General features: G+C 60.2%; 21 protein-coding genes. 20 read left to right on the top strand and 1 reads right to left on the bottom strand.

Annotated features, from left to right (window positions below; genetic code table 11):
* The first annotated feature begins 3 nt into the window (after window positions 1–3).
* The 20 genes from HU743_RS01920 to HU743_RS01825 all read left to right on the top strand — a co-directional run bounded on the left by HU743_RS01920 (window position 4) and on the right by HU743_RS01825 (window position 17,688).
* Window positions 4–1,386 carry a sigma-54 dependent transcriptional regulator gene (locus HU743_RS01920; protein WP_186646531.1) on the top strand — a complete coding sequence of 461 codons (1,383 nt, stop codon included), beginning with the start codon at window positions 4–6 and terminating at the stop codon, window positions 1,384–1,386.
* Window positions 1,387–1,514: 128 nt separating this feature from the next.
* Window positions 1,515–1,844 carry a flagellar hook-basal body complex protein FliE gene (gene fliE, locus HU743_RS01915; protein WP_186550711.1) on the top strand — a complete coding sequence of 110 codons (330 nt, stop codon included), beginning with the start codon at window positions 1,515–1,517 and terminating at the stop codon, window positions 1,842–1,844.
* A gap of 14 nt (window positions 1,845–1,858) precedes the next feature.
* Window positions 1,859–3,646 (top strand): flagellar basal-body MS-ring/collar protein FliF, encoded by a 1,788-nt coding sequence (fliF, locus tag HU743_RS01910; protein ID WP_186646530.1) that lies wholly within the window; start codon window positions 1,859–1,861, stop codon window positions 3,644–3,646.
* Window positions 3,639–4,658: a flagellar motor switch protein FliG gene (gene fliG, locus HU743_RS01905; protein ID WP_039761172.1), complete on the top strand. Its 1,020-nt coding sequence runs from the start codon at window positions 3,639–3,641 to the stop codon at window positions 4,656–4,658. Before fliF ends, fliG begins: the two co-directional genes overlap by 8 nt.
* Window positions 4,659–4,662: 4 nt before the next feature.
* The gene (gene fliH / locus HU743_RS01900) at window positions 4,663–5,469 is read left to right on the top strand and encodes a flagellar assembly protein FliH (RefSeq protein ID WP_186646529.1); all 807 of its coding nucleotides are present in this window, start codon (window positions 4,663–4,665) and stop codon (window positions 5,467–5,469) included.
* Complete coding sequence (gene fliI / locus HU743_RS01895; RefSeq protein WP_186550705.1) at window positions 5,459–6,817, top strand: flagellar protein export ATPase FliI; 1,359 nt, start codon at window positions 5,459–5,461, stop codon at window positions 6,815–6,817. Before fliH ends, fliI begins: the two co-directional genes overlap by 11 nt.
* 6 nt (window positions 6,818–6,823) lie before the next feature.
* The gene (fliJ, locus tag HU743_RS01890) at window positions 6,824–7,273 is read left to right on the top strand and encodes a flagellar export protein FliJ (protein ID WP_186646525.1); all 450 of its coding nucleotides are present in this window, start codon (window positions 6,824–6,826) and stop codon (window positions 7,271–7,273) included.
* Between the two features lie 160 nt (window positions 7,274–7,433).
* Entirely contained in the window at window positions 7,434–7,739 is a 306-nt protein-coding gene (locus HU743_RS01885) for an STAS domain-containing protein (RefSeq protein WP_186550701.1), read from the top strand.
* Between the two features lie 5 nt (window positions 7,740–7,744).
* Window positions 7,745–9,448 (top strand): fused response regulator/phosphatase, encoded by a 1,704-nt coding sequence (locus tag HU743_RS01880; RefSeq protein ID WP_186646524.1) that lies wholly within the window; start codon window positions 7,745–7,747, stop codon window positions 9,446–9,448.
* Window positions 9,449–9,478: 30 nt separating this feature from the next.
* Window positions 9,479–9,826 (top strand): Hpt domain-containing protein, encoded by a 348-nt coding sequence (locus HU743_RS01875; protein ID WP_186621804.1) that lies wholly within the window; start codon window positions 9,479–9,481, stop codon window positions 9,824–9,826.
* Between the two features lie 106 nt (window positions 9,827–9,932).
* Window positions 9,933–11,291, top strand: a complete 1,359-nt coding sequence (locus HU743_RS01870; protein WP_186646523.1) for a flagellar hook-length control protein FliK — start codon at window positions 9,933–9,935, stop codon at window positions 11,289–11,291.
* A 212-nt stretch (window positions 11,292–11,503) separates the two neighbouring features.
* Window positions 11,504–12,007: a flagellar basal body-associated protein FliL gene (gene fliL / locus HU743_RS01865; RefSeq protein ID WP_186550692.1), complete on the top strand. Its 504-nt coding sequence runs from the start codon at window positions 11,504–11,506 to the stop codon at window positions 12,005–12,007.
* Window positions 12,008–12,016: 9 nt separating this feature from the next.
* Window positions 12,017–12,985, top strand: a complete 969-nt coding sequence (gene fliM / locus HU743_RS01860) for a flagellar motor switch protein FliM (protein ID WP_003222890.1) — start codon at window positions 12,017–12,019, stop codon at window positions 12,983–12,985.
* A gap of 51 nt (window positions 12,986–13,036) precedes the next feature.
* Window positions 13,037–13,498, top strand: a complete 462-nt coding sequence (fliN, locus tag HU743_RS01855) for a flagellar motor switch protein FliN (protein WP_186550690.1) — start codon at window positions 13,037–13,039, stop codon at window positions 13,496–13,498.
* Window positions 13,499–13,951, top strand: a complete 453-nt coding sequence (gene fliO, locus HU743_RS01850; protein ID WP_186550688.1) for a flagellar biosynthetic protein FliO — start codon at window positions 13,499–13,501, stop codon at window positions 13,949–13,951.
* Complete coding sequence (fliP, locus tag HU743_RS01845) at window positions 13,951–14,709, top strand: flagellar type III secretion system pore protein FliP (RefSeq protein ID WP_186646518.1); 759 nt, start codon at window positions 13,951–13,953, stop codon at window positions 14,707–14,709. Before fliO ends, fliP begins: the two co-directional genes overlap by 1 nt.
* On the top strand, window positions 14,706–14,975 hold the full coding sequence (gene fliQ / locus HU743_RS01840; protein WP_186550684.1) for a flagellar biosynthesis protein FliQ: 270 nt from the start codon (window positions 14,706–14,708) through the stop codon (window positions 14,973–14,975). The genes fliP and fliQ overlap by 4 nt, the downstream gene beginning before the upstream one ends.
* A 3-nt stretch (window positions 14,976–14,978) precedes the next feature.
* Window positions 14,979–15,764, top strand: coding sequence for a flagellar biosynthetic protein FliR (gene fliR, locus HU743_RS01835; protein WP_186550682.1), 786 nt, complete (start codon window positions 14,979–14,981; stop codon window positions 15,762–15,764).
* A 3-nt stretch (window positions 15,765–15,767) separates the two neighbouring features.
* A complete protein-coding gene (gene flhB, locus HU743_RS01830) occupies window positions 15,768–16,907 on the top strand; it encodes a flagellar biosynthesis protein FlhB (protein WP_186550680.1) in 1,140 nt (379 codons plus the stop codon).
* A 112-nt stretch (window positions 16,908–17,019) separates the two neighbouring features.
* Complete coding sequence (locus tag HU743_RS01825; RefSeq protein ID WP_186646510.1) at window positions 17,020–17,688, top strand: hypothetical protein; 669 nt, start codon at window positions 17,020–17,022, stop codon at window positions 17,686–17,688.
* Window positions 17,689–17,877: 189 nt separating this feature from the next.
* Here HU743_RS01825 and HU743_RS01820 read toward each other — a convergent pair whose 3' ends face one another.
* On the bottom strand, window positions 17,878–18,921 hold the full coding sequence (locus HU743_RS01820) for a hypothetical protein (protein ID WP_186646508.1): 1,044 nt from the start codon (window positions 18,919–18,921) through the stop codon (window positions 17,878–17,880).
* Window positions 18,922–19,182: the final 261 nt, after the last annotated feature.

Genomic DNA, 19,182 nt, shown 5'->3' with positions numbered 1-19,182 from the left:
CTCATGGGCATCAAGGTGTTGTTGGTCGAGGATGACCGTTCTCTGCGCGAAGCGCTGGCCGATACGCTGCTGCTCGCCGGTCATGATTATCATGCCGTCGGTAGCGCCGAGGAGGCGTTGACGGCGGTCGCGCAAGAAGCGTTCAGCCTGGTGGTCAGCGACGTCAATATGCCGGGCATGGACGGTCATCAATTGCTCGCCCTGCTGCGTGCGCGACAGCCGCAGTTGCCGGTGCTCCTGATGACCGCCCATGGCGCGGTCGAGCGTGCGGTCGATGCGATGCGCCAGGGCGCGGCGGATTATCTGGTCAAGCCGTTCGAACCCAAAGCGTTGCTCGACCTCGTTGCGCGGCATGCGTTGGGTAGCCTCGGTGCGAGCGCAGACGACGGCCCGGTGGCGGTCGAACCTGCCAGCGCGCAGTTGCTGGAGCTGGCGGCGCGGGTTGCGCGCAGTGACTCGACCGTATTGATCTCCGGCGAATCCGGCACCGGTAAAGAGGTGCTGGCGCGCTATATCCACCAGCAATCGCCGCGGGCCAGTCAGCCCTTTATCGCGATTAACTGCGCCGCGATCCCAGACAACATGCTCGAAGCGACGTTGTTCGGTCACGAGAAAGGTTCGTTCACCGGTGCCATCGCTTCACAGGCCGGCAAGTTCGAACAGGCCGAAGGCGGCACGATTCTGCTCGATGAAATTTCCGAAATGCCCTTGGGCCTGCAAGCCAAGCTGCTGCGTGTGTTGCAGGAGCGGGAAGTGGAGCGGGTCGGCGCACGCAAGCCGATCAGCCTGGATATCCGCGTGGTCGCAACGACCAACCGCGATCTGGCCGGCGAAGTGGCGGCGGGGCGCTTCCGTGAAGACCTGTTTTACCGCTTGTCGGTTTTCCCCCTGGCCTGGCGTCCACTTCGCGAGCGCACTGCCGATATCCTGCCGCTGGCGGAAAAGTTGTTGGCCAAACACGTCAATAAAATGAAGCACGCAGCGGCGAAGCTGTCGCCCGAAGCGCAAGCTTGCCTGACCGCTTATCCGTGGCCGGGTAATGTGCGTGAGCTGGACAACGCCATCCAGCGCGCGCTGATCTTGCAGCAGGGCGGTTTGATTCAGCCACAGGATTTCTGCCTGGCCGGTGCGGTGACATTCGCTCCTTTGCCGGTCGCAGCGCCGGCGATTCGCGAAGTGCAAATCGACGTGGATTCGGCCGGCGCCCTGGGCGATGACCTGCGCCGCCGGGAGTTTCAGATGATCATCGACACCCTGCGCGCCGAGCGTGGCCGGCGCAAGGAAGCGGCAGAAAAGCTCGGCATCAGCCCGCGCACCCTGCGCTACAAACTGGCGCAAATGCGCGATGCCGGAATGGATGTCGAAGGCTATCTGTTCGCCACCTGAGCGCTCCTGCAAAACATTCAGAATGCTTTTCTAGGAAGGGTGCCCATGAGCTGGCACCCTTGTTGCTAATACCTGTGTACCCGCCGAGTGAGTGTCAAAAAATTGCGGGCCGCCCAAGAGAGTAGACCATGAGCCAAGGTATTGAATTTAATCGGTTGATGATGGACATGCAGGCCATGAAAGTGGATGCCATGTCTGCGCGTAAATCGACTGCCGCTGTCCCTGAACTGGCGGGCAGCAGCTTTTCCGACATGCTCGGTCAGGCGATCAATAAAGTCAGCGATACCCAGCAAGCCTCGACTCAACTGGCCAACGCTTTCGAAATCGGCAAGAGCGGCGTCGATCTGACGGACGTGATGGTCGCTTCGCAAAAAGCCAGCGTGTCGTTCCAGGCTCTGACCCAGGTGCGCAACAAGCTGGTTCAGGCTTACCAAGACATCATGCAGATGCCGGTTTAAGGGCGAAATAAGTCATGGCAGAAGCAGTCGCTGATAACGTTCCGGCCAAGGCCACCCCGATCGACGGCAAACCGCCGCTGTTCGGCCTGTCCTTTCTGGAAAACCTTTCCCAGATGACCGTGCTGCGTCAGGTCGGCCTGTTGGTCGGTCTGGCGGCGAGCGTGGCGATTGGCTTTGCCGTGGTGCTGTGGTCGCAGCAGCCGGATTACCGTCCCCTGTACGGCAGCCTTGCCGGCCTGGACGCCAAGCAGGTCATGGAAACCCTGGCCGCCGCTGACATTCCTTACAACGTGGAACCCAATTCTGGCGCCTTGCTGGTCAAGGCCGACGACCTGTCCCGTGCGCGGATGAAACTCGCGGCCGCTGGTGTCACTCCCAGCGACGGCAACATCGGTTTCGAAATCCTCGACAAGGAACAAGGTCTGGGCACCAGCCAGTTCATGGAAGCGACCCGTTATCGTCGCGGCCTCGAAGGCGAACTGGCGCGGACCATTTCCAGCCTGAACAACGTCAAGGGTGCTCGTGTGCACCTGGCGATTCCGAAGAGTTCGGTGTTCGTCCGTGACGAGCGCAAGCCAAGCGCCTCGGTGCTGGTCGAGCTGTACAGCGGGCGTTCGCTGGAGCCGGGTCAGGTGGTGGCGATCATCAACCTGGTGGCAACCTCCGTACCCGAGCTGAGCAAATCGCAGATCACCGTCGTCGATCAGAAGGGCAACCTGCTCTCCGATCAGGCGGAGAATTCTGAAATGACCATGGCCGGCAAGCAGTTCGATTACAGCCGACGCATGGAAAGCATGCTCACCCAGCGCGTGCACAACATTCTGCAGCCGGTACTGGGCAACGATCGCTACAAGGCTGAAGTCTCGGCCGACGTCGATTTCAGCGCCGTTGAATCGACTGCCGAGCAGTTCAACCCGGATCAACCGGCGTTGCGCAGCGAACAGTCGGTCAATGAACAACGCACCGCCAGCAATGGCCCGCAAGGTGTGCCGGGTGCCTTGAGCAACCAGCCACCGTCGCCGGCCTCGGCGCCGCAAACCACCGGTGGTACCGCCGCACCGGCCGGCATGATTCAACCGGGCCAACCGCTGGTTGACGCCAACGGCCAGCAGATCATGGACCCGGCCACCGGCCAGCCGATGCTCGCGCCGTACCCGGCCGACAAGCGTCTGCAATCGACCAAGAACTTCGAACTCGACCGTTCGATCAGCCACACCAAACAACAGCAGGGCCGTCTCAATCGCCTGTCGGTGTCGGTGGTGGTCGACGATCAGGTCAAGGTCAATGCGGCCAACGGTGAAACCACCAGGGCGCCGTGGACTGCCGACGAATTGGCGCGCTTCACTCGTCTGGTGCAGGACGCCGTCGGTTTCGACGCCAGCCGTGGCGACAGTGTCAGCGTGATCAACATGCCGTTCTCCGCCGAGCGCGGCGAAGTGATTGCCGATATTCCGTTCTACTCCCAGCCTTGGTTCTGGGACATCGTCAAACAAGTGCTGGGTGTGTTGTTCATCCTGGTGCTGGTGTTTGGTGTGCTGCGTCCGGTGCTCAACAACATCACCGGTGGCGGCAAAGGCAAGGAGCTGGCCGGTCTGGGCAGCGACGTGGAACTCGGTGGCATGGGCGGCCTGGATGGCGAACTGTCCAACGACCGCGTGAGCCTCGGTGGTCCGCAGAGCATTCTGTTGCCGAGCCCGAGCGAGGGTTATGACGCGCAACTGAATGCAATCAAGAGTCTGGTAGCTGAAGACCCGGGTCGCGTGGCTCAGGTCGTGAAAGAGTGGATTAACGCAGATGAGTGATAACCGAGCCGCCGCCGTCAAACTGACCAAGGTCGACAAAGCCGCGATTCTGCTGCTGTCCCTGGGGTCGACCGATGCTGCGCAAGTGCTGCGCCACATGGGCCCGAAAGAAGTCCAGCGCGTCGGCGTAGCCATGGCGCAGATGGGTAACGTCCACCGCGAGCAGGTCGAGCAGGTGATGAGCGAATTCGTCGACATCGTCGGCGACCAGACCAGCCTCGGTGTCGGTTCCGACGACTATGTGCGCAAGATGCTCACCCAGGCCCTGGGCGAGGACAAGGCCAACGGCCTGATCGACCGCATCCTGCTCGGCGGCAACACCAGCGGCCTCGACAGCCTGAAATGGATGGAGCCGCGCGCGGTGGCCGACGTCATCCGTTACGAACACCCGCAGATCCAGGCGATCGTGGTCGCGTACCTCGACCCGGATCAGGCCGGTGAAGTGCTCGGCAACTTCGACCACAAAGTGCGTCTGGACATCATTCTGCGCGTTTCGTCGTTGAACACCGTGCAACCGGCAGCCCTGAAAGAACTCAACCAGATTCTCGAGAAGCAGTTCTCCGGCAACTCGAACGCCTCGCGCACTACCCTGGGTGGCATCAAGCGTGCGGCCGACATCATGAACTTCCTCGACAGTTCGATCGAAGGCCAGCTCATGGACTCGATCCGCGAAGTCGACGAAGACCTGTCCGGTCAGATCGAAGACCTCATGTTCGTGTTCAACAACCTCGCCGACGTCGACGACCGCGGTATTCAGGCGCTGTTGCGCGAAGTGTCTTCCGACGTGCTGGTGCTGGCCCTCAAGGGTTCGGACGAAGGCGTCAAGGAGAAGATCTTCAAGAACATGTCCAAGCGTGCTGCCGAACTACTGCGCGACGACCTCGAGGCGAAAGGCCCGGTGCGCGTCAGCGACGTCGAAACCGCGCAGAAAGAAATCCTTACCATTGCCCGTCGTATGGCCGAAGCCGGCGAAATCGTGCTCGGTGGCAAGGGTGGCGAGGAAATGATCTAAGCCCATGGACAAGCCTGACGAGTCTGTGACGGATCTGATCCGCGCCCGCGATGTTCGTGGCTTCGAATCCTGGGCAATGCCCAGTTTCGATCCGCCGAAACCGGAACCCGAGCCTGACCCGGAACCCGAACCGCCGGAAATGGAAGAAGTGCCGCTGGAAGAAGTCCAGCCACTGACCCTGGAAGAACTCGAGAGCATCCGTCAGGAGGCTTACAACGAGGGCTTCGCCATCGGCGAGAAAGAAGGCTTCCACAGCACCACGCTGAAGGTGCGCCAGGAAGCTGAAACAGCCCTGGCGGCGAAAATCGCCAGCCTTGAGCTGTTGATGGCCAACCTGTTCGAACCGATCGCCGAACAAGACACACAGATTGAAAAGTCGCTGGTCGACCTCGTGCAACACATCACCAAACAGGTGATCAAGCGCGAACTGGCCATCGATTCGACGCAAATCGAACACGTCATGCGCGATGCGCTCAAGCTGCTGCCGCTGGGCGTGGAAAACGTGCGCCTGTACGTCAACCCGCAGGACTTCGCTCAGGTCAAAGCCCTGCGCGAACGCCATGAAGAAACCTGGCGCATCGTCGAAGACGAGTCCTTGTTGCCGGGCGGTTGCCGGGTTGAAACCGAGCACAGCCGCATCGACGCCAGCGTTGAATCGCGGGTGACGCAGGTTATGGCGAAACTGTTCGACCAGTTGCACGAGCAGGCTCTGCACCCCGCAGCGCCTGACTTGAGCCTGGAAATCCCTGAGGACACCCCAGCGGCTGTCGACCCTGACGAGCCGCGCGCGGACGCCAGCGATGCGCCTTGAACGCACCAGCTTCGCCAAGCGCCTGAGCACCTATGCCGAGGCCACCGAGATTGCCGGTGCGCCGATTCTCGAAGGCCGTCTGCTGCGCATGGTCGGCCTGACCCTTGAGGCTGAAGGCCTGCGCGCCGCCATGGGCACCCGCTGCATGGTGATCAATGACGACAGCTACCACCCGTCCCAGGTGGAAGCGGAAGTCATGGGTTTTTCCGGCAGCAAAGTCTTTCTGATGCCGGTCGGCAGTGTCGCCGGCATCGCTCCCGGTGCCCGTGTGGTGCCGCTGGCCGATACCGGGCGCCTGCCGATGGGCATGAGCATGCTCGGCCGCGTACTCGATGGCGCGGGGCGTGCGCTGGACGGCAAGGGTGGCATGAAGGCCGAAGACTGGGTGCCGATGGATGGCCCGACAATCAACCCGCTCAACCGTGACCCGATCAGCGTGCCGCTGGACGTCGGCATCCGCTGCATCAACGGTTTGCTGACGGTCGGCCGTGGTCAGCGTCTGGGTCTTTTCGCCGGTACCGGTGTCGGTAAATCGGTGTTGCTGGGCATGATGACGCGCTTCACCGAGGCCGACATTATCGTCGTCGGTCTGATCGGTGAACGCGGTCGCGAAGTTAAAGAGTTCATCGAACACATCCTCGGCGAAGAAGGCCTCAAGCGTTCGGTCGTGGTCGCCTCGCCGGCGGACGATGCACCACTGATGCGTATGCGCGCGGCGATGTACTGCACGCGCATCGCCGAGTATTTCCGCGACAAGGGCAAGAACGTTTTGCTGCTGATGGATTCGCTGACGCGTTTCGCTCAGGCCCAGCGGGAAATCGCCCTGGCTATTGGCGAGCCGCCTGCGACCAAGGGCTATCCGCCGTCGGTATTTGCCAAACTGCCGAAACTGGTCGAGCGCGCCGGTAATGCCGAGAAGGGCGGTGGTTCGATCACGGCGTTCTACACGGTGTTGTCCGAGGGCGATGACCAGCAGGACCCGATTGCCGACTCGGCGCGGGGCGTGCTCGATGGCCACATTGTGCTGTCGCGGCGTCTGGCCGAGGAAGGGCACTATCCGGCCATCGATATTGAAGCGTCGATCAGCCGGGTGATGCCGGCGGTGGTTTCGGCCGAGCACATGCAGCGCGCGCAGTATTTCAAGCAACTGTGGTCGCGCTATCAACAGAGCCGCGACCTGATCAGCGTCGGCGCCTACGTCGCCGGCGGCGATCGCGAGACCGACCTGGCGATTTCCCTGCAACCGCAGTTGGTCAGGTATCAGCGCCAGGGCCTCAACGACAAAATCAACATGGGCGAAAGCCAGGCTTATCTCGAAACCCTGTTCGCCCCCGCGGCAGGCGGGTAACCGCTCATGGCCGTCAGCCGCGCCGCGCGCCTGGCACCGGTGGTGGACATGGCCGAGAAGGCCGAGAAAACCGCCGTGCAGCGCCTCGCCTATTTTCAGGGGCAGGTGAAGGTTGCTGAAAGCAAACTGGCCGACCTCAATGCCTTTCGTCTGGATTATTCGCAGCAATGGATCGTGCGCGGCAGCACCGGTGTGAGCGGGCAGTGGCTGCTCGGCTTCCAGGGCTTTCTGGCGCAACTCGATACTGCGGTTGATCAACAGCGTCAGAGTCTGGTCTGGCACCAGAACAATCTGGACAAGGCCCGCGAAGCCTGGCAACAGGCCTTCGCTCGCGTCGAAGGCCTGCGCAAGCTGGTCCAGCGCTATCGCGACGAGGCGCAACGCCTTGAGGACAAGCGCGAGCAGAAGCTGCTCGATGAACTGTCGCAGCGCTTGCCACGGCGTGATGACTTTTAAAGACAAAAGATCGCAGCCTTCGGCAGCTCCCACATTTGGAATGCATTCCCCTGTAGGAGCTGCCGAAGGCTGCGATCTTTTGATTTTGCTTGTTTCTTGCCCCAGGGTCAGACAGATGCTAAACCTTGTACAGGTTCGTCAATGACAAGGAAGCCAGTCAATGTCAGTCGTTACAGAAGTGTCGCCAGATGGTCACAAGCTGACAATCGCGATCAAAGGGCGCTTCGATTTCGGTCGCCACCAGGAATTTCGCGAGTCGTATGAAAAACTCAATACGAAACCCGAATCCATTGTGGTCGATCTGAAAGAAGCCACCTACCTCGACAGCTCCGCGCTGGGCATGTTGCTTCTGCTGCGTGACCACGCGGGCGGCGACGACGCGGACATCCGCGTCGTCAACAGCAGCTCCGACGTGAAGAAAATCCTCGCGATCTCCAATTTCGACAAACTGTTCGACATCAGTTGACGGCCATGCAGGCGCTTGAGCCGCTGACGATCCTGATCGCGGAAGACAGTGCGGCCGACCGGTTGCTGCTGTCGACGATCGTCCGTCGCCAAGGCCATGAAGTGCTGACCGCGGCTGATGGCGCGCAAGCCGTTGCGGTTTTTCGCCAGCAGCAGCCTGATCTGGTACTCATGGACGCGATGATGCCGGTGATGGACGGTTTCGAGGCCGCCCGGCAGATCAAGGCACTGGCAGGGGAAGCGCTGGTGCCGATCATCTTTCTCACCTCGTTGACCGAAAGCGAGGCGCTGGCCCGTTGCCTGGAGGCGGGTGGCGACGACTTTCTGGCGAAGCCGTACAACCAGGTGATCCTGGCCGCCAAAATCAAGGCGATGGATCGCTTGCGCCGTTTGCAGGCGACGGTGCTGGAACAACGTGACCAGATCGCCCGGCACCACGATTACCTGCTTAACGAACAGCGCGTGGCCAAGGCAGTGTTCGACAAGGTCGCGCATTCCGGTTGCCTGAGCGCGCCGAACATCCGTTACCTGCAATCACCTTACGCGCTGTTCAACGGCGATCTGCTGCTGGCGGCCTACACGCCGGCCGGCGACATGCACGTCATGCTTGGCGACTTCACCGGGCATGGCTTGCCGGCGGCGGTTGGCGCGATGCCGCTGGCCGAAGTGTTTTATGGCATGACCGCCAAGGGCTACGGCCTGGCCGAAACGTTGCGCGAGATGAACGCCAAGCTCAAGCGCATCCTGCCGGTAGACATGTTCTGCTGCGCGACTTTGCTGTGCCTGAGTTCCGAGCGGCGCTCGGTGGAAGTGTGGAACGGCGGCATGCCCGACGGGTATCTGCACCGCCTTGCCACTGGCGAGCGCGAACCGCTGGCCGCGCGCCATTTGCCGTTGGGGGTGCTGAGTCCGCAGGCGTTCGACGACCGCACTCAAGTGCATTCGATGGCGGTCGGAGATCGGGTATTTCTGTTGTCCGACGGGGTGATCGATACCAGCGATGCCAACGATCAGTTGTTCGGCGTCGAGCGCTTGCAGCAGGTTTTTGCCGCTAATCGAGAGCCAGACCGGCTGTTCGAGGACATTGAACAAGCCCTGCGCGATTTTCGCGGGCAGGCGCGCGACGATGTCAGCATGGTTGAAGTCAGCCTGCTCGAATCGGCGCAGGCGCAAGGCTCGGCGCCGATGTATTCCGACAGTGGCCAGTCGAGCCCTCTGGACTGGTCGGTCAGCTTCGAATTTCGCGGCGCCACGCTCAAGCGTTTCAATCCGTTACCGTTTCTCCTGCAATTGCTGCAGGAGGTACATGGACTGCGCGCGCAGAGCGGCGCGTTGTACAGCGTGCTCGCCGAGTTGTATTCCAATGCATTGGAGCACGGTGTGTTGGGGCTGGATTCCAGTCTCAAGCGCGATGCGTCGGGTTTCGCCCGTTACTACGAATTGCGCAACGAACGGCTACAGGCTCTGCAGGACGGTTTCGTCCGCGTGCATCTGCAGGTTGAGCCGCTGGGCGAGGGCGGACGTCTGGTCGTCCGGGTCGAAGACAGCGGCAAGGGCTTCGATGTGGATCAGGTCATGGAGCGACCGCTGGACGCTGTCCGTTTGTCGGGGCGCGGACTCAGTCTGGTACGCCAATTAGGGCATAACGCCCGGTGGTCGGACCAAGGTCGTAGTGCTCGCGTGGAGTTTTTCTGGGAGATTGAGGCATAATCCGCCCATTCTTGATCAAGGAGTGAGCAAGTGACTGACCCACATGTAGACCGCGACGTCCTCGACACCTTGCGTGAGGTGATGGAAGACGGCTATCAGGAGTTGCTGGAAACCTTTCTGGCGGATTCGGAAAGCCGCCTGCAGGAGTTGCAGGGCACCACCAGCGCCAAAGCCTTGTCCGATATCGCCCATAGCTTCAAGGGCAGCGCCAGCAACATGGGTGCGGTTTGGCTGGCTGCGTTGTGCCAGGAGCTGGAGTCGAACGCCAAAGACAAAAATCCGCAAGCACTCGCTCAACTGGTCGCCGACATCCACAAGGAATTTTCTGACGTGCGCTCTGTGTACGAAGACGAAAAACACCACACGCACACTCACTAAGCGCCGCCGTCCGGCACTTTTCTCAAGCGCCGGGCTAAACTGGCCCGGCACTTGCAGCCATCTTCCGTAACTGTACCTACGATCCCAGTGCAGCGGAGACCGTGTCATGCCTGCGACCCCTAACATTCTTCTTCAGACCGCCGCCCAGGCCAAGGCGCAAGCCGCCTCTGCCAAAACGTCGACAGTGGCCGCAGATGCCGGGGACAAGGCTTCCAGCTTCGCAAAGGTGTTTGCCGATCAGGCGCCGGCCAAGCCTGCCGTGAACCCTGACAGTTCAGTCAAACCGGCACGTGACAAGGTCACTGACAACAGCGGCAAAAAGGATGTCGGTAACGATAACGCTGCCGCGCCTGAGCCGACGGTTGCCGATAGCGGCAAAGCGTTGCCTGCCGAAAAACCGGTTGCCAGCGACGGCGAGACGGTCCCCGATGACGCTGCCGCAGAAACTGTGCAAACCCCTGTGGTGGATGCCGCGCCTGTAGACCCGGCGCTTGACCCTGCGTTGGTGCAAGTCGTTCAACCGCTGGTGGCGACACCTGTCGTGCAAGCGCCGGTAGTCGCAACGCCAGCCCAGCCGGAAACCGAAGCCCCTGCGCTGGCGGTCTTACCGGGCATGGTCAAAGATCCGGCGCCGACCGACAGCGAATTCGACCCCTCGGCCGACCCGCTCGATGCATTGCCGGCCGTGCGCATGGCGATGGAGCAGGGCGGGCACATTTCCGCTGCCAGCCAGGCGCAACCCAAAGCATCCCCTGCCCAGGCTCAGGCCGATGGCGAATTGACCTCGGCACAGAACTTTGCCGCCGGCATGGCCAGCATGCTTGATGTACAGGCCGACAAGGACAGCACCAGCCAAGGCGGCGAAAAGGCTTTCAGCGGACTGATCGACGATGGCCTGAAAGATTTGAAAGCAGCCACCAGCGACACCCGCGTCGACGACTTCGCCAACCGTCTGGCAGCGCTGACCCAGGCCGCGACACCGAAAACCGCGAATGCGCTGCCGGTGAACCAACCGATCGCCATGCACCAGAGCGGCTGGACCGAGGAAGTGGTCAACCGCGTCATGTACCTGTCCAGCGTCAATCTCAAAGCCGCCGACATTCAGTTGCAGCCGGCTGAACTGGGCCGTCTGGATATCCGCGTGAACATGGTCCCGGATCAGCAGACCCAGGTGACGTTCATGAGTGCGCATCCGAGTGTGCGCGAAGCCCTCGACGGGCAAATGCACCGCTTGCGCGAGATGTTCACCCAGCAGGGCATGGGCCAGGTCGACGTCAACGTGTCTGATCAGAATCGTGGCTGGCAGGGCCAGGAACAGGCGCAACAGGATCAGCAGGGCCGTGCCCGCGCAGCCGGCGGGCGTCTGGATTCGGCGGACGAAGAATTGACCCCGGCGACCGTGGCTGAAGTGGCTGCTCAAACCACAAGCGTGATTGGCAGCAGCGCTGTCGACTACTACGCCTGACACGACGCTGTACCCCCTGTGGGAGCGGGCTTGCTCGCGAATGCGATGTCACATTCAACATTGATGTTGTCTGTCACACCGCTTTCGCGAGCAAGCCCGCTCCCACATTGGTTTTATAGCGCCGTTCAGATAGCGCTGACACTTCTGGCATAACACTTGCTCTTGCCTTGCCGTGCGACTGTGAAACCCCCGATTAGTGACGGATTATTGGCATGGCGAAGAGCGAAGCTGCAGCAGTAAAAGACCCCGCAACCAAAGGCAAACTCAAGCTGATCATCGTGATCGTGCTGGCGTTGCTGGTGGCCATTGGTGCATCCGTGGGGGCGACCTGGTTCTTCATGCACAGCGCCCAGAGCAAACCCGCCGAGGCGGCCGATGCCGCGCCGGTCGGCAAGCAACCGGCGATCTTCGAGCCGATGGCGCCGGCCTTCGTTGCCAACTACAACCAGAATGGCCGTCAGCGCTACATGCAGGTGAGCATCACCATGCTGGCGCGTAACCAGGCCGATCTGGAAGCGCTCAAAGTGCACATGCCGGTGATCCGCAATAACCTGGTGATGCTCTTCTCCGGTCAGGATTTCGCCACACTGGCGACGCCGGTCGGTCAGGAGATGTTGCGCCAGAAGGCCACCGCCAGCGTCCAGGAAGTGGCGCAGAAAGAGCTGGGCAAAGTGGTGATCGAACAGTTGCTTTTCACTAATTTCGTACTGCAGTAGGAACACGACATGGCCGTGCAGGATCTGCTGTCCCAAGATGAAATCGATGCGCTGTTGCATGGCGTCGACGATGGTCTGGTACAGACCGATAACGCTGCCGAACCCGGCAGTGTCAAAAGCTACGACCTGACCAGCCAGGATCGCATCGTCCGTGGACGCATGCCGACCCTGGAAATGATCAACGAGCGTTTTGCCCGTTACACCCGCATCAGCATGTTCAACATGCTGCGCCGCTCGGCGGACGTTGCTGTCGGTGGTGTGCAGGTGATGAAGTTCGGCGAATACGTACACTCGCTGTACGTGCCGACCAGCCTCAACCTGGTCAAGATCAAACCGCTGCGCGGCACCGCGCTGTTCATCCTCGACGCCAAACTGGTGTTCAAACTGGTGGACAACTTCTTCGGTGGCGACGGCCGTCACGCCAAGATCGAAGGGCGTGAATTCACCCCGACCGAACTGCGCGTGGTGCGCATGGTGCTGGAGCAGGCGTTTGTCGACCTGAAAGAAGCCTGGCAGGCGATCATGGAAGTCAATTTCGAGTACATCAACTCGGAAGTGAACCCGGCCATGGCCAACATCGTCGGCCCGAGCGAAGCCATTGTCGTATCGACTTTCCACATCGAACTCGATGGCGGTGGCGGTGATTTGCACGTGACCATGCCGTACTCGATGATCGAACCAGTGCGCGAGATGCTCGACGCCGGTTTCCAGTCGGACCTCGACGATCAGGACGAGCGCTGGGTCAACGCCCTGCGTCAGGACGTGCTCGATGTCGACGTGCCGATTGGCGCCACCGTGGCTCGCCGCCAGTTGAAACTGCGCGACATCCTGCACATGCAGCCGGGCGATGTGATCCCGGTGGAAATGCCGGAAGACATGATCATGCGCGCCAACGGCGTACCGGCCTTCAAGGTCAAGATGGGCTCGCACAAAGGCAACCTCGCGTTGCAGGTGATCGAGCCGATCGAGCGTCGCTGAGGCGGCGTTTTCACCCCCGTATTTAACTGAATTGTTGCCCGCCGAGGACACATGATGAACGACGATATGAACGCCCAGGACGATCAGGCACTGGCCGATGAATGGGCTGCTGCCCTGGAAGAGACCGGTGACGCCGGTCAGGCCGACATCGATGCACTGCTGGCCGCCGATGCCGGCGTGTCGAGCTCCAATCGTCTGCCGATGGAAGAGTTCGGCAGCGTGCCGAAGAATCACGATCCGGTGACGCTGGACGGTCCGAACCTGGACGTGATCCTCGACATTCCGGTGTCCATTTCCATGGAAGTGGGCAGCACCGACATCAACATCCGCAACCTGCTGCAACTGAACCAGGGTTCGGTGATCGAACTCGATCGTCTGGCCGGTGAGCCGCTCGACGTGCTGGTCAACGGCACGCTGATCGCGCACGGCGAAGTGGTGGTGGTCAACGAGAAGTTCGGCATCCGCCTGACCGACGTGATCAGCCCAAGCGAACGCATCAAGAAGCTGCGCTGAGTGAAGCGGTTTCTCTGGGCGCTGCTGGCACTGCCCTTGAGCGTGCTGGCCGTCGAGCCGAGCGCCACCGCCACCGCGCCTGTCGCGGCGGCGCCAATGGTCAACAGCGGCGTGGCCGGGCAATTGACGCAACTGGTGTTCGGCTTGCTGCTGGTGGTGGGGTTGATCTTCTTCCTCGCCTGGCTGCTGCGCCGGGTCCAGCAGGCGGGGCCGGCGGGCAAGGGGCAGGTGATCGAGCTGATCGGCTCGCGCGCGCTCGGCCCGCGTGATCGCCTGCTGCTGGTGCAGGTCGGCAACGAGCAGATTCTGCTCGGCCTGAGTCCCGGAACCATCACGGCGCTGCATGTGCTCAAAGAGCCGGTCGAAGTACCCGATAACAGCGAAAAAGCCACGCCGGAATTCGCCCAGCAGTTGCTGAAGATTCTCGGCAAGGATCAGAAGGATAAGAAGTAATGGCTGCGCTCCGCATCGTCCTGACGCTGGCCCTGTCGCTGGCCGCGCCACTGGCGTTCGCCGCCGATCCGTTGTCGATTCCGGCGATCACGCTGGGCACCAACGCCGACGGCGCGCAAGAGTATTCGGTCAGCCTGCAGATCCTGCTGATCATGACCGCGCTGAGCTTCATTCCAGCGGCGGTCATCCTGATGACCAGTTTCACGCGGATCATTATTGTCTTTTCGATCCTGCGACAGGCCCTCGGCCTGCAACAGACGCCGTCGAACCAGATCCTCACCGGCATGGCGCTGTTCCTGACGATGTTCATCATGGCGCCGGTGTTCGACCGGGTGAACAAAGACGCGTTGCAGCCGTACCTGGCGGAAACCCTGACCGCTCAGCAGGCTGTTGAAAAGGCTCAGGTCCCGATCAAGGACTTCATGCTGGCGCAGACCCGCACCAGCGATCTTGAGCTGTTCATGCGTCTGTCCAAGCGTACCGATATCGCCACGCCTGATCAGGCGCCGCTGACCATTCTGGTGCCGGCGTTTGTCACGTCCGAGCTGAAAACCGCGTTCCAGATCGGCTTCATGATTTTCATCCCGTTCCTGATCATCGACCTGGTCGTGGCGAGCGTGCTGATGGCCATGGGTATGATGATGCTCTCGCCGCTGATCATCTCGCTGCCGTTCAAAATCATGCTGTTCGTATTGGTCGATGGCTGGGCGTTGATCATCGGCACGCTGGCCAGCAGTTTTGGAGGTGTCTCGCCATGACGCCGGAAGTCGCGGTCGATATCTTTCGCGAGGCGCTGTGGCTGACCACGTTGATGGTCGCGATTTTGGTGGTGCCGAGCCTGCTGGTCGGTCTGCTGGTCGCCATGTTCCAGGCCGCCACGCAGATCAACGAACAGACCTTGAGCTTCCTGCCGCGTCTGCTGGTGATGCTGGTGACCCTGATCGTCGGTGGCCCGTGGATCGTGCAGACGTTCATGGAATACATCATCGACCTGTACAAAAACATTCCGCTGGTCATCGGCTAAGCCATGCAGTCGCTGCTTCAGCTGACCGACACCCAGATCAGTACCTGGGTGGCGACGTTCATGCTGCCGCTGTTTCGCGTGGCGTCGATGCTGATGGTCATGCCGGTATTTGGCACGACCCTGATTCCGCGGCGGGTGCGCCTGTATTTCGCCGTGGCGATCACCGTGGTGATTGTCCCGGGGCTGCCGCCGATGCCGGCCGTCAGCCCCCTTGATCTCAGCGGCTTGCTGCTGATTGCCGAGCAGATTCTGGTCGGCGCCGTGCTCGGCTTTTCCCTGCAACTGTTTTTCCAGGCGTTCGCGGTGGCCGGGCAGATTGTCGCGATCCAGATGGGCATGGGCTTCGCCTCGATGGTCGACCCGGCCAACGGCGTCTCGGTGGCGGTAATCGGGCAGTTCTTCACCATGCTGGTGACGTTGCTGTTCCTGTCGATGAACGGCCATCTGGTGGTATTCGAAGTCCTCACCGAAAGCTTCACCACGCTGCCAGTAGGCAGCGGCTTGATGACCGCGCATTACTGGGAACTGGCCGGCAAGCTCGGCTGGATTCTGGGGGCCGCACTGTTGCTGGTGTTGCCGGCGGTGACCGCGCTGCTGGTGGTCAACATCGCGTTTGGTGTGATGACCCGGGCGGCGCCGCAGTTGAACATTTTCTCCATCGGCTTTCCGCTGACCCTGGTGCTCGGGCTGTTTATCGTCTGGGTCGGCCTGGCGGACATTCTCAACCAGTATCAACCGCTGGCCACTGAGGCCTTGCAGTTGCTACGCGAACTGGCACGGGCGCGCTGAGTCATGGCAGAGAGCGAAAGCGGTCAGGACAAAACAGAAGACCCCACGGAGAAACGAAAAAAGGACTCCCGTGAGAAGGGTGAAATTGCCCGCTCCAAAGAGCTCAACACCCTTGCGGTGATGATGGCCGGTGCCGGTGCGCTGCTGATCTTCGGCGGCATGCTCGCCGAAGAATTGATGGACCTGATGCGCCTGAACTTCACGTTATCGCGCGAAGTGGTCATGGATCAGGGCGCCATGGGCCGGTTTTTGTTGCAGTCGGGCCTGATCGCGCTGCTGGCGATTCAGCCAATCATGATCACCTTGTTGCTGGCCGCGCTGATCGGGCCGATTTCTTTGGGTGGATGGCTGTTCGCCGCCAGCTCCCTGGCGCCCAAATTCAGCCGGATGAACCCGGCGGCAGGCCTCAAGCGGATGTTTTCGTTCAAGGCCGTGGTTGAGTTGCTCAAGGCGCTGGCCAAGTTTCTGATCACCCTGTCGGTGGCCTTGATGGTGTTGTCGGCAGACGTCGATGACCTGCTGCGGATCGCCCATGAACCGCTGGAACAGGCGATCATTCACAGCGTCGTGCTGGTCGGCTGGAGTTCGCTGTGGCTGGCCTGCGGCCTGATCATTATCGCCGCGGTGGACGTGCCGGTGCAGATCTGGGAGAGCATGAAAAAGCTCAAGATGACCAAGCAGGAAGTGCGCGACGAGCACAAGGATCAGGAAGGTCGGCCAGAGGTCAAACAGCGCATCCGCCAGACCCAGCGCGAAATGTCCCAGCGGCGCATGATGGCGGCAATCCCTGATGCCGACGTGGTCATCACCAACCCGACCCACTACGCCGTGGCGCTCAAGTACGACGCCGAAAAGGGCGGTGCACCGATGCTGCTGGCCAAGGGCAGCGATTTTCTCGCGCTGAAGATTCGTGAAATCGCCGTCGCCAACAACGTCATGCTCCTCGAGTCGCCAGCGCTGGCGCGTTCGATCTACTACTCCACCGAACTCGACGAAGAAATTCCCGGCGGGCTGTACCTGGCGGTTGCTCAGGTGCTGGCCTACGTCTACCAGATCCGCCAGCACCGCGCTGGCAAGGGCAAACGCCCGGATCCGCTGAAGGATGATTTGCCGATTCCGCCGGATTTGCGGCGCGATTCCTGACGTGCCGTTTGTCTGAAAGGCTGCGCTACCTGTTAGATCTGACAGTAGACGCCTACCCTGAAAGCCGATGACATGTAGTGCGGAATTTCTCAGCAATACATGGAGCACGATCATGGCGGAGCGCATCTATCGCAAGCTTGAAGGCATGACGCTGGAGTTTGTATCAGGGTTGTTGGAAGAAAGTCCGAAGGAAAGGTCTATCCGTTACTCAGCCAGCTTTGACATGGATCTGGACTTTACCCGTTTTGTGCAGATGGCCAACGTCTACATCCCGGGGTATCTCGATAATCCGGTCAACGCCATTCGGCCCGAGCTGGACGGTCTCGCTTACCACTATTCCTACAACTACCTGTTCGATGCGGCGGGAACTATCCGCGACAAACAGGCCTTGTTCAAACTCTTCGCCTTCTCCGGGTATTACATGGATCAATGGGCGACCGGCGCTGACTTGGAAGTGCGTTATGGCAAACCGGTGTTTGAAGAGGTCGGCGGCAAGTTACGCATCACTGCACGCAGAGACTTCCGATTGCTGGATGCCACGCGCCAGATTGAAATCGGTGATTTGCCGATCATCCAGTTTCATTGGGCGCTCAACCTGCTGCAAAGTGATCTGATGATGCCGGAGATCAGCGCGCCGGTGACCAAAGTTGTGCTTATGTATATGGATGAGGACTGGGTTGATGTTGAGGGTCAGCAATTGCTGCGAGGGACACACTACATTGATCGCAAAGGACTCGGCTTCGGCAATATTGCGCCCAAGCAGATACTGACCGCGAAGTGATCGGTGCTGCAACTGCCCCCACAGGAAATCTTCAGCGGTCGCAGGTTTTGTGTCGGGCAACAATCAACTGTGGGAGCGAGCTTGCTCGCGAAGAGTCAGCCTGACGCCGATAAACTCACCCGGCGGGAGTCATCACCCCGGCAACTCCGGATTATCCGGTACCGATTCATCGTCTGCGCGCTGTCATCGTTAATCAATATAGGTCACGAAGATATCGCCGGACTTCGGACTGACCGTGATTGAGTGCAGGCGGTTTTTCTCGGTGTCGATCTCCACTGCCTGAAATGTCTCAGTGTCAATCACCGTAATGATTGAACTGAAACTGGTGATGTAAAGATGCTTTCCATCAGGGCTGATGCACAGGGTTTCCGGCAGGTTCGCCACAACGATTGTCTTTACGATTGCATAGGACGCCGTGTTTATGACCGTGAGTTCATCGCGTGTGAAGTTGATGAGATAAAGATGTTGGTTTCGCGGGTGGGCTGCCAGGTCGAATACGGTGCCTCGCACAGTGATGCTTTTTTCCAGTTGCCATGTCGCCGTGTCGAACGCCTGGACAGTGGAAAATGCTGCTCCGTCTCTTTCTGTCCAGCAGACAACGTACGCGTAAGCGCCATCGTGACGTGTGGTCACCGCGTATGGATATATATCGGTCGCGACGCTGGTGATCAATTGTTGTTCGCAGGCGTCGATCACCTGCAAACGTCCCTCGGCCAGTCCGCCGCAGCTTAAAAGGTATTTGGCATCGGGCGTCACGCAAAGATCAAAACTCCCTTTGCCTACTAGGGCTCCCTCAAACACCCGTCGAGCGACTGTGTCTATCAGCCAAAGTCTGGCTGAGTGAAGATCGTTCATATATACCAATCCGTCATCAAGACTGAATGCTTGTGGGGACGGACTGGCATGCGCCAGCGCGTAAGTATGACGTGGGGCGAGCGTTTCGATGTCCAGCATGCTGATCGTGTTTTCAGCTCTGCTGACATAAAGATGCGTGGCCTTGCGATTACAAACGACTTGTATGCCTTGAATGAGGCTGATTTTCGTATTGGCGGGTGTCGTCGTTTTTAACGTCTCGACCTTAATGGCCGGATCGGTACGGCGGGGTATTGATGGACTTGATCCGAGCAAGCCAGTAAGCCTGGCACCGAGATTCAACGAGTCGATGGAAGAGAAGCGCTTTGTCAGAATCGCAGTAATGTCAGACGCGTGTACGGCGGATACGTTGGTGCTCATGTCGTCACTCCAGCGTTGGCGATTGGAAGCGTCATTGGGCTTGCCTGGCTGCCCCTCGTCTACTGTCATAAATTACAGGTAGGCAGACATTTTCGATGGACGGTAATGTTGAGGAAACGTCACTGCGGTTGATATGCAGGTGGGTTTCGTACTCTGGAACGCTGTATTGGCTGTCAGTCAGCCTTCGAGCAGGCTCGCTCCCACAGGGATCTTCAATGACCGCAGGTTTTGTGTCCTGCAAGGATCAAATGTGGGAGCGAG

This window comes from Pseudomonas sp. SWRI99 (genome assembly GCF_014270125.1).
GTDB lineage: Bacteria > Pseudomonadota > Gammaproteobacteria > Pseudomonadales > Pseudomonadaceae > Aquipseudomonas > Aquipseudomonas hamedanensis.
This window is presented reverse-complemented; position numbering and strand designations above follow the sequence as displayed.

What these genes read in the sequence shown, in the direction of transcription:
- HU743_RS01920 (WP_186646531.1), top strand. Translation starts at nt 4, where the DNA reads ATGGGCATCAAGGTGTTGTTGGTCGAGGATGACCGTTCTCTGCGCGAA.
- fliE (WP_186550711.1), top strand. Translation starts at nt 1,515, where the DNA reads ATGAGCCAAGGTATTGAATTTAATCGGTTGATGATGGACATGCAGGCC.
- fliF (WP_186646530.1), top strand. Translation starts at nt 1,859, where the DNA reads ATGGCAGAAGCAGTCGCTGATAACGTTCCGGCCAAGGCCACCCCGATC.
- fliG (WP_039761172.1), top strand. Translation starts at nt 3,639, where the DNA reads ATGAGTGATAACCGAGCCGCCGCCGTCAAACTGACCAAGGTCGACAAA.
- fliH (WP_186646529.1), top strand. Translation starts at nt 4,663, where the DNA reads ATGGACAAGCCTGACGAGTCTGTGACGGATCTGATCCGCGCCCGCGAT.
- fliI (WP_186550705.1), top strand. Translation starts at nt 5,459, where the DNA reads ATGCGCCTTGAACGCACCAGCTTCGCCAAGCGCCTGAGCACCTATGCC.
- fliJ (WP_186646525.1), top strand. Translation starts at nt 6,824, where the DNA reads ATGGCCGTCAGCCGCGCCGCGCGCCTGGCACCGGTGGTGGACATGGCC.
- HU743_RS01885 (WP_186550701.1), top strand. Translation starts at nt 7,434, where the DNA reads ATGTCAGTCGTTACAGAAGTGTCGCCAGATGGTCACAAGCTGACAATC.
- HU743_RS01880 (WP_186646524.1), top strand. Translation starts at nt 7,745, where the DNA reads ATGCAGGCGCTTGAGCCGCTGACGATCCTGATCGCGGAAGACAGTGCG.
- HU743_RS01870 (WP_186646523.1), top strand. Translation starts at nt 9,933, where the DNA reads ATGCCTGCGACCCCTAACATTCTTCTTCAGACCGCCGCCCAGGCCAAG.
- fliL (WP_186550692.1), top strand. Translation starts at nt 11,504, where the DNA reads ATGGCGAAGAGCGAAGCTGCAGCAGTAAAAGACCCCGCAACCAAAGGC.
- fliM (WP_003222890.1), top strand. Translation starts at nt 12,017, where the DNA reads ATGGCCGTGCAGGATCTGCTGTCCCAAGATGAAATCGATGCGCTGTTG.
- fliN (WP_186550690.1), top strand. Translation starts at nt 13,037, where the DNA reads ATGATGAACGACGATATGAACGCCCAGGACGATCAGGCACTGGCCGAT.
- fliP (WP_186646518.1), top strand. Translation starts at nt 13,951, where the DNA reads ATGGCTGCGCTCCGCATCGTCCTGACGCTGGCCCTGTCGCTGGCCGCG.
- fliQ (WP_186550684.1), top strand. Translation starts at nt 14,706, where the DNA reads ATGACGCCGGAAGTCGCGGTCGATATCTTTCGCGAGGCGCTGTGGCTG.
- fliR (WP_186550682.1), top strand. Translation starts at nt 14,979, where the DNA reads ATGCAGTCGCTGCTTCAGCTGACCGACACCCAGATCAGTACCTGGGTG.
- flhB (WP_186550680.1), top strand. Translation starts at nt 15,768, where the DNA reads ATGGCAGAGAGCGAAAGCGGTCAGGACAAAACAGAAGACCCCACGGAG.
- HU743_RS01825 (WP_186646510.1), top strand. Translation starts at nt 17,020, where the DNA reads ATGGCGGAGCGCATCTATCGCAAGCTTGAAGGCATGACGCTGGAGTTT.
- HU743_RS01820 (WP_186646508.1), bottom strand. Translation starts at nt 18,921, where the DNA reads ATGAGCACCAACGTATCCGCCGTACACGCGTCTGACATTACTGCGATT.